12 protein-coding genes and 1 other annotated feature are annotated in these 12,303 nt (G+C 44.6%); of the genes, 3 read left to right on the top strand and 9 right to left on the bottom strand.

The genetic code is table 11. The features are described 5' to 3' along the window. The first annotated feature begins 134 nt into the window (after positions 1 to 134). Complete coding sequence (gene grcA, locus R7P64_RS19020) at positions 135 to 512, top strand: autonomous glycyl radical cofactor GrcA (protein WP_005381814.1); 378 nt, start codon at positions 135 to 137, stop codon at positions 510 to 512. A gap of 110 nt (positions 513 to 622) precedes the next feature. Here grcA and R7P64_RS19015 read toward each other — a convergent pair whose 3' ends face one another. From R7P64_RS19015 to thrL, 5 genes are all read right to left on the bottom strand, one after another. Then, complete coding sequence (locus R7P64_RS19015; protein WP_213972913.1) at positions 623 to 1,282, bottom strand: NADPH-dependent FMN reductase; 660 nt, start codon at positions 1,280 to 1,282, stop codon at positions 623 to 625. A 139-nt stretch (positions 1,283 to 1,421) separates the two neighbouring features. After that, a complete protein-coding gene (gene thrC, locus R7P64_RS19010; RefSeq protein ID WP_054576670.1) occupies positions 1,422 to 2,702 on the bottom strand; it encodes a threonine synthase in 1,281 nt (426 codons plus the stop codon). Continuing rightward, positions 2,699 to 3,655: a homoserine kinase gene (gene thrB / locus R7P64_RS19005; protein ID WP_017635074.1), complete on the bottom strand. Its 957-nt coding sequence runs from the start codon at positions 3,653 to 3,655 to the stop codon at positions 2,699 to 2,701. The genes thrC and thrB overlap by 4 nt, the downstream gene beginning before the upstream one ends. Positions 3,656 to 3,675: 20 nt before the next feature. After that, positions 3,676 to 6,135: a bifunctional aspartate kinase/homoserine dehydrogenase I gene (gene thrA / locus R7P64_RS19000; RefSeq protein ID WP_318118472.1), complete on the bottom strand. Its 2,460-nt coding sequence runs from the start codon at positions 6,133 to 6,135 to the stop codon at positions 3,676 to 3,678. Positions 6,136 to 6,188: 53 nt separating this feature from the next. After that, positions 6,189 to 6,308, bottom strand: a sequence feature (Thr leader region). After that, positions 6,244 to 6,321 carry a thr operon leader peptide gene (gene thrL / locus R7P64_RS18995; RefSeq protein ID WP_074192076.1) on the bottom strand — a complete coding sequence of 26 codons (78 nt, stop codon included), beginning with the start codon at positions 6,319 to 6,321 and terminating at the stop codon, positions 6,244 to 6,246. It overlaps the preceding feature by 65 nt. A gap of 423 nt (positions 6,322 to 6,744) precedes the next feature. On the opposite strand from thrL, the gene R7P64_RS18990 reads away from it, so the two are divergent. Next, positions 6,745 to 7,215 carry a hypothetical protein gene (locus tag R7P64_RS18990; RefSeq protein ID WP_017633634.1) on the top strand — a complete coding sequence of 157 codons (471 nt, stop codon included), beginning with the start codon at positions 6,745 to 6,747 and terminating at the stop codon, positions 7,213 to 7,215. On the opposite strand, the gene R7P64_RS18985 is transcribed toward R7P64_RS18990, so the two are convergent. Both R7P64_RS18985 and R7P64_RS18980 read right to left on the bottom strand, forming a co-directional pair. After that, positions 7,212 to 7,694: a putative 4-hydroxy-4-methyl-2-oxoglutarate aldolase gene (locus R7P64_RS18985; RefSeq protein WP_005381822.1), complete on the bottom strand. Its 483-nt coding sequence runs from the start codon at positions 7,692 to 7,694 to the stop codon at positions 7,212 to 7,214. The two genes, R7P64_RS18990 and R7P64_RS18985, sit on opposite strands and share 4 nt — an antisense overlap. 64 nt (positions 7,695 to 7,758) lie before the next feature. Next, complete coding sequence (locus R7P64_RS18980; protein ID WP_151514429.1) at positions 7,759 to 8,166, bottom strand: DUF3293 domain-containing protein; 408 nt, start codon at positions 8,164 to 8,166, stop codon at positions 7,759 to 7,761. Between the two features lie 361 nt (positions 8,167 to 8,527). Between R7P64_RS18980 and arcA the strand changes: the two genes are divergently transcribed. Further along, entirely contained in the window at positions 8,528 to 9,244 is a 717-nt protein-coding gene (gene arcA, locus R7P64_RS18975) for a two-component system response regulator ArcA (RefSeq protein ID WP_005381824.1), read from the top strand. A gap of 85 nt (positions 9,245 to 9,329) precedes the next feature. On the opposite strand, the gene R7P64_RS18970 is transcribed toward arcA, so the two are convergent. Then, entirely contained in the window at positions 9,330 to 9,779 is a 450-nt protein-coding gene (locus R7P64_RS18970; RefSeq protein ID WP_005381825.1) for a hypothetical protein, read from the bottom strand. Position 9,780: 1 nt separating this feature from the next. Continuing rightward, a complete protein-coding gene (gene arcB, locus R7P64_RS18965; protein WP_005381826.1) occupies positions 9,781 to 12,135 on the bottom strand; it encodes an aerobic respiration two-component sensor histidine kinase ArcB in 2,355 nt (784 codons plus the stop codon). Positions 12,136 to 12,303 lie beyond the last annotated feature (168 nt).

Raw genomic sequence — 12,303 nt, 5'->3', positions numbered from 1 at the left:
AAAATAATGTTTTTGGTTGTTTTTTGACTTAAATCAATATTAAAATAGTGGATATTAGCTATATAATACTCAGCTCAACGAAAATTCGAAAATTAACACCAATAATCACCACGTAAGTGGTCTAGGAGATAGTGATGATCCAAGGTATCCAAATTACAAAAGCGGCAAACGACGACCTACTAAACTCTATCTGGCTATTAGATAGCGAAAAAAATGAAGCTCGTTGTGTTGCTGCAACTGCTGGCTACGAAGCAGACCAAGTTATCGCAATCAGCGACCTAGGTGAATACGAAAGCCGTGAAGTTGCAATCGAAACTGCTCCTCGTATCGAAGGCGGCCAACACCTAAACGTGAACGTGCTTAAACGCGAAACACTAGAAGATGCAGTTGCACACCCAGAGAAATACCCACAACTAACTATTCGTGTTTCTGGTTACGCAGTACGTTTTAACTCGCTAACTCCAGAGCAACAACGTGATGTAATCGCTCGTACTTTTACTGAGACTCTATAATCTCTCAGTAAACTAGCTCGCTAGAATTTAAAAAGCTTGGTCAGCAATGACCAAGCTTTTTTGTTTCAGAATCCTTCTAAACCCTTTCTATAATGGAAAGCAACTCGCCTCTAAGGTGCATTTCTTTGCGAAGGATCTTTCTGAAACGCTTGCGCTAAAGAGGTTGGATCAAGCCTATCTCTTTGCAGTGACGCCCCTTCTGCCCACCAAATCAATTGATGCATAGTGCGATTCATATAGTTGTCCCACTGCGTCTGCTCCGACTCATCCTCAGCAACGCCCTGTTCATCAAACACTTCTTGCGCTTTCGGAATGTGGATCATCGCAGAGACAGGTAGACATCCAAGTTCAGATAAGAAGGTACGCATAGAAACGGCAGCTCTAACACCACCCCATTGTCCGGCAGAATAGGTCACGATAGCACTCGGCTTGTAAGAAAACAGCGAACTGCCGAAATGGTTAAGCATGTTCGCCAAAGCAGGACTCATCGAATGGTTATATTCCGGGCTAACCATCACATACCCATCGGCCTGTTTGATTTTGTCTGCCAGCTCACTTAGGTGCTGCGGAACTTTAGAGCGGTGATAAGCAAACTCGGGCTTAAACACATCGCCAAAGTCGTAATTCAAAGGGTCGATGATTTCGACCGTATGTTGCGAATGTTGACTCGCGATGAGTTTTTCACACGCTTTACTGACTCGCATTCCTAAACGGGCTGGTCGTGGTGGCGTGCTGTCTCTTACTGAGCCAAGAAAAATCAAAAAATGCATGCTTCTCTTTCCATCTCATTTAGTTAAGTTCGTTTCTCAATCATAAAGAGAGTCAAAACTTACCGACAATAAAAAAGGTGAATGATTACTCATTCACCTCTCGTTATTTCTGTTTTTGATACTTACTATACTTTGAAGCTTACTGCACGCGGCGCAGTACTTGTTTCAATGCGTCAAAGTCTGCGTCGAGCTCTTCCGATAGCAGCTCCATCGCAGCGTGCTTCGCTAGTGGCGCAGGAAGCTCGATATCGGATTCTAGAATATCATCCACGACTTCTTTGAACTTCGCAGGGTGAGCAGTACATAGGAATAGACCGGTTTCACCGTCTTGCAATTGTTCTTCAAGCACTCGGTAAGCAATCGCACCATGCGGTTCGCATAGGTAGCCTAGAGCATGTAAATCTTTCACTGACTGTGCGCTTTGCTCATCAGATACTGCGCCTTTACCTAACGTCTCCAAGCCCCACTCTTTCACGCGGCACAGCTCTTCAATACGAGGCCAGTTGTTTGGTTGGCTCACGTCCATCGCGTTCGATGTTGTTGCGACTGTTGGTTTTGGCTCCCACTTACCTGTTTCTAGGTAGCGAGGAACCGTGTCATTGGCATTAGTTGCCGCGATAAAGCGTTTGATAGGCAAGCCCAGCGCTTTTGCCAGTAGACCAGCAGTTAGGTTACCAAAGTTACCACTTGGTACAGACACAACAAGGTTTTCACGCTCTTGCTTGCTCATTTGCGCAGCTGCTTCAAAGTAGTAACAGATTTGCGCCATCAAACGGCTGATGTTGATTGAGTTTGCAGAGTTCAGACCGATCTCTTCACGCAGTGCAGAATCATCAAAAGCTTGCTTAACCAGTGCCTGACACGCATCGAAGTCTCCATCGATCGCGACAGTATGGATGTTCTTACCAAGCGTACAGAATAGCTTCTCTTGCAGTGGGCTGATCTTGCCTTTCGGGTAAAGAATCACAACGTTGATGTCTTCCATACCGTAGAAAGCATGCGCAACGGCTGCGCCAGTATCGCCAGAAGTTGCCGTCAAAATGGTGATCTTGCCGCCGTCCGAAACCGCAGCAAGAGATTGCGCCATAAAGCGACCACCAAAGTCTTTAAATGCAAGCGTTGGACCATGGAACAGCTCTAGTGCGTAAACACCGTCTTTTACTTGGTTGATAGGCGCAGGGAATTGAAATGCAGCATCAACAAGAGCATTCACCTGCTCTTCTGCAAGTTCATCTCCAATTAACGCCGATAGAATCTTAGTGCTACGAGAGACAAAGTCTTCTGCTAGTAGCGCATCGATATCTTCAAATTTTGGTAATTCAGATGGGAAAAATAGACCTTGATTGCGACCTAACCCTTGGCGAACGGCTTGGCCAAAGGAAACTTGTTCATCATTTTCTTTTATATTGTAAAGCTTCATAGCTCACTTCCTGTTACTTTCGAACCCTGCTTATCTAGACGACAAACGTGGACGAATCCTTCTTCGTTTTGTACGTAGTTTTGTTCTAACCAGCGAGCAACTCGCTCAGCGACATCTTTCTCTTTGCAAATACTGAACAGTGTCGGACCACTGCCAGAAATACCGGTTGCCAATGCACCCGCAGACGCTGCGTATTGACGTGCATTCGCAAAACCTGGAAGCAGTTTCTCACGATACGGTTCTGCGATCACGTCTTTGATCATTTTTGCAGCAAGTTCTGGCTGACCAGAATGACACGCATGAATAAAGCCCGCAAGGTGGCGACCATGAGCAATGATATCTTGTCGGCGGTATTGAGATGGAAGGATCTCACGCGCTTCCGCCGTTGATACCTTGATACCCGGATACGCCATCACCCAGTACCAATCATCAAAGCAAGGCACTTCTTGACTGATGATACCCAACTCTTCAAGCATCAGTTGCACACCACCAAGGTAACATGGCGCAACGTTGTCGTAGTGAATACCACCAGAGATCTTGCCTTCCATCTCTCCCATCAGCGCCAATAATTCTGTCTCGTTAAGTGGCTGTCCATGGAATCGGTTCAATGCATCTAATGCAGCGACGATAGAACATGCACTTGAGCCTAAACCAGAGCCAATTGGCATGTTCTTTTCTAGCGTCATCTCAAGTGGTTTTAGCTCAACGCCTTTTTTGTCTAACTCACGAGCAAACACGAGCCAACAGTCGTAAACGATGTTCTCTTTTGGTTCAGTTGGCAATTTCTCAACAAAATCACCCGCCGTTTTAAGGCTGAACGGATCAGCCCCAGATTTCACCAATACACGGTCACCCAATAGTGTGCCATCCACTGGAGACACGGCAGCCCCCAGCACATCAAAGCCAACGCTTACATTACCAATTGATGCTGGGGCATAAACCACTACATCCATATCACTTGAACTCATTATTGTTATACCCCTAGTTTCCAACCTAAAGTACGCATCACGTCAGAAAATACACCTGCAGCCGTTACTTCGGTGCCTGCACCATAGCCACGTAACACTAGTGGGATTGGCTGATAGTAACGGCTGTAAAATGCCAGTGCGTTTTCACCGTCCTTGATTTTATACATTGGATCGTTTTCATCCACCGCTGCGATGCTTACTGTGCACTTGCCCTCATTAATCTCACCAACGTAGCGCAGTACTTTGCCTTCTTCCGCTGCCTTTGCAGATAATTCTTTAAAGTAAGCGTCTGCTTCAGGTAAACGCGCCATAAATTCATCAACGCTACCAGAATCATCAAAACCTGGTGGCAGTGCTTGATCAACCACAACGTCTTCTAGTTCTAGATACATGCCTGCTTCACGAGCTAGGATCAGAAGCTTACGCGCGACATCCATACCAGAAAGATCATCACGAGGATCCGGTTCAGTAAAACCATTTTCTTTTGCGATATTAGTAGCTTCACTTAGGCTCATACCTTCATCTAACTTACCGAAGATGTATGATAGAGAGCCAGAAAGAATACCGCTAAAGCGCTCTAGCTCATCACCCGCTGAGATTAGGTTTTGCAGGTTTTCGATTACCGGTAGACCCGCCCCCACAGTTGTTTCGTACATCAGCTTGCGACGAGAGCTGCGCGCAACATCGCGAAGCTGATGGTAGTAAGCCATGCTTGCTGTGTTTGCTTTTTTATTTGGTGTAACGACATGGAAACCAGCTGCTAGGAAGTCAGCGTATTGGTTCGCGATATCTTCACTTGATGTACAGTCAACCAATACTGGGTTGATGATGTGGTTACGTTGAACCAAAGAAATCAAACGCGCTAGGCTGAACTCTTCTGTCGCTGCCGACATACGATCACGCCAATGCTCGAGTGGCAGACCTTCACTATCAAGTAAAAGACCTTTGCTGTTTGCCAAGCCACACACGCGAATAACGATGCCTTTTTCCGCAAGCTTCGCCTGTTGACGCTCGATCTGATCCACCAGCTCACCACCAACGCCACCAATACCAACCACGAAGACGTCTAGGAAGTGCTTAGAGTTGAAGAGGTTTTCGTGACACGCTTTGATTGCTTCAGAGATTTTATCTTCAGGAATCACGGCTGAGATAGCACGCTCAGATGAGCCCTGTGCGATGGCTACAATGTTTACGTTCACTTCAGCAAGAGATGAGAAGAAGCGAGATGCAACACCGCGCGATGTACGCATGCCGTCACCAACCAACGTTATGATTGAAACATTATCAATAAACTCGACCGGCTCTAATAAGCTATCTTTCAGTTCCAACTCAAACGCATCGGCCAGTACTTGTTGCGCTTTTGCTTTATCTTCTGCCTCAATACAGAAGCTAATGCTGTACTCAGAAGAAGACTGAGTAATAAGAACAATAGACACACCAGCGGAAGACATTGCGCCAAATACGCGGCTTGCCATGCCAACCATACCCTTCATACCTGGGCCGGAGACGTTAACCATGGTTAGGTCGTTTAGCGTCGTGATACCTTTGATCGCCAGATTGTCTTCACCAGTGTCTTGCCCAATCAGAGTTCCTGCACCTTGTGGGTTAAAGCTGTTTTTGATCAGACATGGGATATGGAATTGTGCGATTGGGGCGATGGTTTTCGGGTGCAGAACGGAAGCACCGAAGTAAGAAAGCTCCATCGCTTCTTGATAGCTAAGAGATTTAAGTAGGCGAGCATCTTCGACTAAGCGAGGGTCACAGTTGTACACACCATCTACGTCTGTCCAGATCTCACAGCAATCTGCGCGCAGACACGCCGCAAGAACCGCCGCTGAGTAGTCTGAACCATTACGACCTAGTGTAACTAGTTCACCTTTCTCGTTACCGGCAGTAAAACCAGGCATGATGTTCACATGGCCCTGAGGAAGAGGATTCTGGCGGAAGTTCTGAGTCGAAACTTCAACATCGACCATGGCTTCTAGGTGATCGCCTTTTGCGTATAGATACTCGACTGGGTCGATAAGATGCGCAGGTTGGCCTTTCGCTTCAAGCACTGCCTTCATCAATTGAATTGAAACGCGTTCGCCTTTGCTGATGATGCGTGCATTGACGTTATTTGGGCACATGCCAAGAAGGTTGATGCCATGAACGAACTGGCGTAATTGAGAGAGAGAAGTTTTCACTTGGTTATCGAAAGCTGAACCATCGATATTGGGTAGTACTGCTTGGATTTGAGTGAAGAGCGTTTTAAACGACTCCTCCAACTCTTTGATTTGTAGTTCTGCTTCACCATTGCGCAATGCGCCTTCAATGACCGCAACCAATTTGTTTGTTGTTTTACCAGGAGCGGAAAGAACAACCGCTACTTCTTCTTGTTGAGCGTTATTGGCAATAATGTCTGCCGCTCTCAAAAAGCGATCTGCATCAGCTAGTGATGATCCGCCAAACTTCAATACTCGCATCCCTTCCTCCGGTATATCTTCTTAAATTTGTCTAAATTCTGGATAAAAAAGCATAAAAAAAGGCCTGTATCTTGTTGGATACAGGCCTTTTTTGTGAATTTCTTTCGCTCAGCAGCCTGCCCCAACATGTGTCGTGTCGGTAATAATAATGGTCGTGGTCATTACTACTAGGCTGTTAGATGGCATAAATAAATATTCAACGTTAATTGTGTTTGCTTAACTCTACGTTTACCGAGTTTCTGATACATAGTCAACAAAAAATTGTTTGTTTTTCCATCTTTCAGAGATTTCTGCTAAGCAATGTCATTGATATTTATAGTTAATTACACATTATTGATCATTTGGAAATCTACAGTTAGTTTTTGTAAAGGACTTAACTATCATCACCAGTTCGGTTTTTTATCTAATAACTAGTCTAATCTTTGCCATAAAACGTACGATCAAATAATTCGAGAGGGTTGTGACACATAACAACAACTTAACTGTGACTTATGTTCATAGGATCGAATTATTTAGAAAATAGGTGAGCTAGCTTTCATATTCTATGCTTTAATAGTGAGAAGCTTTGGGCGCATACTAATAAAAAAGTTGACACAAGGAGTGGTGAACATGAAAAGAGGGCTTTTTCTGTTGCTGTTTTTTGTGCCTGGTGTTTGTCTAGCAAACGAACTTCCGCCGCTTCCAGGTAAAACATCCCCTTCTCCTCATAAGCTATTCATTTCCAGCGACAGTTATCAGTCTGACAGTTTTGATGTTTGGAATATCGATACGGGTTACGCTTACGAGCTTTTTGATTCGGTAGACGTTTATGTCGGTGCGCGAGTCAATAACTCTCCTACCCAAAATCAAAGTGGTTTTTTGAGCGGGATCAGCTATCACTTTAATGATCGTGTCACGCTGAAAAGTACAGTTCGCTCTTACAAGAACGAAACAGTGGAAGGTATTCGCCAAGACGACAGTAGCCTCGCGGCTGAAGTCTCAAGTCGCGTAAAAATTACCGATAAACTGGATCTTCACGCGACTCTTGATTACCAAGATTGGCAACAAGGCTTTGAGGTTGGTTTAGGCTTTCGTTTTTAGAAGTCCAGCTTTTGCTTAGAAATCAATACACCGTTCCAGTCCGCGTAAACGTAGTGCTTAGGTTGAACGATTTGGTTTTGCATCGTTAAGGTTACGTTTACCTCTCCTATCCCGCGTTTCTCTGTTTTAAACGGGTTGGTGCCAAGAGCTTGAACGCCAATGTCCATTTGAGATATTTGTGCTACATCGCGTATTGCACCATAGACAATGATGCCTTCCCACCCATTTTCTATTCCGAGTATCGCTAATTGATCGCCGAGTAATGCTCTCTGACACGATCCATGTCCGTCAACAATCAATACTTTACCCGTTCCATCTTCGCCCAGTACTTCACGCACTTTCGAGTTATCGTGATAGCAGCGCACCGTAACGATTTCACCGTAAAAAGCGCTACGTTGACCAAAGTTCTGCAATGGTAAAGTAAGCAAGCTCACTTGGTCTTCAAATTGGTCACAAATATCGGGTGTAATGTCTCTCATATTTCCTCCGTGAATTTTCTCACCCAAGCGTTGCTTCAGTGAGCAGTATCCTTTTCTATACCTTTTATACGAGCCGAGGCTTAATGGAGCCTAACGTATGCAAAACTTTCGGCTGCGAGCACGCAATAAGATAAAGTTGGTCATTAATGACGTAATAAATCGCGTTTTGTTGAAAGTCATTCGCCAATTCAACGGCTACCTCTGGCGACAACTCGACGGCAAAGCTTTCCTCATACCATGTAAAAGCGCTATCACCTACCGTGACAGGCGCGTAATTAACGTGCTGTAGCTGTTTTTCTAACGCGTGATTGTTTATGCTGTTCTCTTCTTTGGACCTCAAGTTACTGTATGGGTTCCAAGCGGTTATCACAGCATAGTTTGAAACACGCCACTCGGCTTCGAATCTGAAAAAAGATTCTGAATAAGCATTCCATAACGATGCGTCTATGTTCGTATTACTTTTTTCTATCATAAGTCTTAAACGATTAATAACAGTTACATTTCATCAATTGATATAAATCAACAAACTGAATGGAATTAACATTTGAGCATTGTTAGCATGCTGTTAACAATATAAAATCCGCTCAATATCTTAGGGTGTTTACGTTTCAGGCCCCACTGAAAGCAGGAAATGAAAGGTAAACAAGCCCTTTAGAATAAACGTCGCCATTGGATACTGGTGAGTTGGCAAAATTCCATGGAGGGCGGATAACTGAAAGAAGTGTTTTTTTGATCAACTTGATTTATTATCAAAATCACATTACCTGTATGTTATATTTTTGCCTAGAATTTATTCTATTAGCACAATTTTGTCACAAATTTAGGTACCGCCAATGCAAACCCCGCAGATTCTTATCGTTGAAGATGAGCAAGTAACTCGTAACACTCTTAAGAGTATTTTTGAAGCAGAGGGATACGCTGTTTTTGAAGCCAGTGACGGTGAAGAGATGCACCAAGTGTTGTCTGATAACTCAGTCAACTTGGTTATTATGGACATTAATCTTCCAGGCAAGAATGGCCTTCTATTAGCGCGTGAACTACGCGAGCAAGCGAACATTGCTTTAATGTTCCTGACAGGCCGTGACAATGAAGTAGACAAGATCCTAGGTCTTGAGATTGGTGCAGATGACTACATCACTAAACCATTCAATCCACGTGAGCTAACTATTCGTGCACGTAACCTACTTAGTCGCTCAATGAGCTCTAACGCGGTGCAAGAAGAGAAGCGCTCGGTAGAAAAGTATGAATTCAACGGTTGGGTACTAGACATCAACAGCCGCTCTCTAGTAAGCCCTGCTGGTGATAGCTACAAGCTACCTCGCTCTGAGTTCCGCGCACTACTGCACTTCTGTGAGAACCCGGGTAAGATTCAAACTCGTGCCGATCTTCTTAAGAAGATGACTGGTCGTGAACTTAAGCCACACGACCGTACTGTAGACGTAACGATTCGTCGTATCCGTAAGCACTTTGAGTCTGTTTCAGGTACGCCAGAAATCATCGCCACTATCCACGGCGAAGGTTACCGCTTCTGTGGCGATCTAGAAGACTAGATTTAACCGCTAATATGCGAAGGGCTTGCTCAATGAGCAAGCCCTTTTTGTTTTAGGTTTAACGACTAATGCAACATCATTGCGGTTAATAAACCTTGTTAATCTTCACGTACTTTTCGACTAACCAACGCTGTTTACCCGCATCGTCTAGAAGCACTGCGATATCAACCGATTTTTCTGTGTTCACATCAATGTGAGACGAGAACGCCACCTCCCATCGGCTTTCACTGTGCGTTCGAGTATCTAAAGACGCACTGTCCACCAACCACTCTTTTTGCCCCTGTTTAATAATAAGAGCTTCTGCCGTTAGATTTGCAGGAAGTAACTGATCTCCTTCGAGGTAAAGTGCACCTTGAATACTTTGCTCTTCCACGTCCCCAATATTCGGCATGAGGTTCACCCATAAATTACTTTTGAGCTCAACATTAACCTCATTAATCGTAATCTGACTGTTTTGTTGCCAATTCACATTTGGAACGGAACTACAGCCTGCCATCAATGCCATGGCTAATGCCAATGGTGCGATTCTTTTCATGTTATTTCCTTTGTTCCAACCAACTTTTGAGGACTTGAATATCGTTTTGGTATTCATTTTTGATCTCTTCAACCCAGTCTGAAATGTTTTCCCACCATGCTGGCATATCAGGCGATTGCGCTTTTTGCGCCACACTTTGGATACGTTTCAGGCCAATTGAACCTGCAGCACCTTTGATTTTATGCGCTTCAGAAACAATCCCATCTTGATCTTTCGCTGTCATGTTCGAATCTAAGACATCAATATAGTCTGGCATCATATCTTCAAACATTTTTATGCTGTCGTAGACAGGTTTTGCACCAACAATATCGACGTAAGACTCTAACATATCCATATCGAGCAAATGTGTCTCAATCACAGGAGAAGGCACTGGCTCTTCCACTGTTTCGGGACCGCTCACCACTTCCTTAGGTTGTTCTAACTGGTGAGCGAAGAATTTATCAATCACTGACTGAATAGCATTCACTGCCAGCGGCTTACTGATCGCATCATCCATGCCGTTATCTAAGTATTCACGACGATCTTTCATTACATTAGCAGTTAAGGCGACCAATGGAGGAAGATTGTTATAATGCTTGCGGTAATAATTGGCGACATCAAAGCCCGTCATATCAGGCAGTTGGATATCCAACAACGCTAAGTCGTATTTTTCTGGCACAAAGTTCACTAACGCTTCTTGGCCCGTCATTGCCACGGTGACAGAGTGCCCTAGGCTCTCTAGTAACGATTTAGCCACAGTTACGTTAAGCTCGATGTCTTCGACCATAAATATGTTGAGGCGCACATTGTCGCGTTTCGCATCAATGACTGGCTCAGCTAGTTCAACAATCGGAACGTGGATCGATACAGTAAAAGTGCTACCAAAGCCTTCCTCACTGGTAACCGTAATGTCACCATCCATCATATTGATCAGTTGCTTAGATACCGCCAAACCAATACCTGTACCGACCGCATGCAGGTTGTCCTTGCCTGATTTCACTTGGTAGTACATCGCAAAGATCTTATCTAGCTCTTCGTCTGGGATACCAATACCTGTGTCTTCCACTTCCATAATAATGGTCGCAAAATCGTCTTCGACATCCGCGCTCACTGTCATCACAACGCCACCTTCCTTGGTGAACTTCATTGCGTTGCTGACCAAGTTCCAAATCACCTGACGTAGACGGGTTGCATCCACTTCAATTGCTTTTGGCAAGTCGCTTAAACGTTCTAAGTCAAAGCGTAACCCTTTTTGTTCCGCCATCAGAGCTGAGATACTCTCAATCTCTGCGACGAAGTCTTCGAAGTTAAGTGGCGCAGGTAATAGTTCTAACTTACGGCGATCAAATTTATCCATATCGATAATATCGTTGAAGATGTTACCTAGAGTAATCGCACTCACATTGATGGTCTGCATGTGTTTACGCTGCTCTTCTGTCAACGGACTATCTAGAAGCATACGACTTAAGCCTACAATGCCATTCAGCGGCGTTCGCAGCTCATGACTGATGGTTGAGATGAAGGTAGTTTTGTCGCGGCTTGCTTTCTCTAACGACTCTTCATGGCGCTTACGTTCAGTGATATCACGACCGAACCCAACGAGACCAAGGTGGCGGCCATCTTTGCTGTAAAATGGCACTTTACGCAGCTCAAAGTAATGCTTGCGACCATCTGGGTATTCGAGCCATTGCTCGTAAGTAATTGCTTGATTATCGGCAAAAACCTTTTGGTCAGTATCAACGATATGCTCGGCGATTTCTTTGCTATACACATCCCAAGGGCTTAATCCGACTAACTGGTGCTCTTTCTTGCCCGTTAGCTCTTCCATCGCGCGGTTACAGCCAGAGAAAACACCATCCGCATTGCGGTAGTAAATTAAGTCTGGTGAGGCATCAATAAATGAACGCAGTAATGCGGTACGTTCTGCCAACTCTAATTGAGTACGTTCGCGTTGGAACACCTCATTTTCGAGGTCTTGCATCGCCTCTTCACGTGCTTCTTCCGCTTTAATACGCTCTTCAATTTCTTGGTTAAGCTTTTCAATGTTTTGTTGAAGTTGGTAATTCAGCTCTTGATCTCGCGAACGCATGTCCTTCAGTTTGGACACCAGCTTAGTTAAACGCTGGCGAGACTCTTCTAGTTGATCGACAACCACAGAGAGGAAGTAAACCGCCCAAGGGGTGATCAATAGACCAAAAAACACCGAACGGACAATGTCGATATCATCTACTCGCCCTTTGAGAGCTAAAGTAATCCCTACCTGCACCACAACAGCTAATGCCACCAGCGCAAGGGCTAGCAAAATAGAGAAGCGAACAATCCCCAGTTTGACTAGCAAGTCGACATAATACTGGGCGAGATTTTTCATGGGTTTCATTAACTACTCCATGGTGGTGGCTAGATAGCGCCATTCGATGATGAAAAACAGGTAAATGCACTCGACCTAACGCAATTTAGGTCTGTTTGATTAGTGAAAAACACACGGTGCGATCTGCTCTTGTGATACGAGATAAAAAGATAAACCAACGAGCGCACAGGCTTGTGT

Source organism: Vibrio sp. 2304, assembly GCF_033339475.1.
GTDB classification, from domain to species: domain Bacteria; phylum Pseudomonadota; class Gammaproteobacteria; order Enterobacterales; family Vibrionaceae; genus Vibrio; species Vibrio alginolyticus.
Note: the sequence above shows the minus strand (reverse complement) of the source record. Positions and strands in the feature narration are given on the sequence as shown.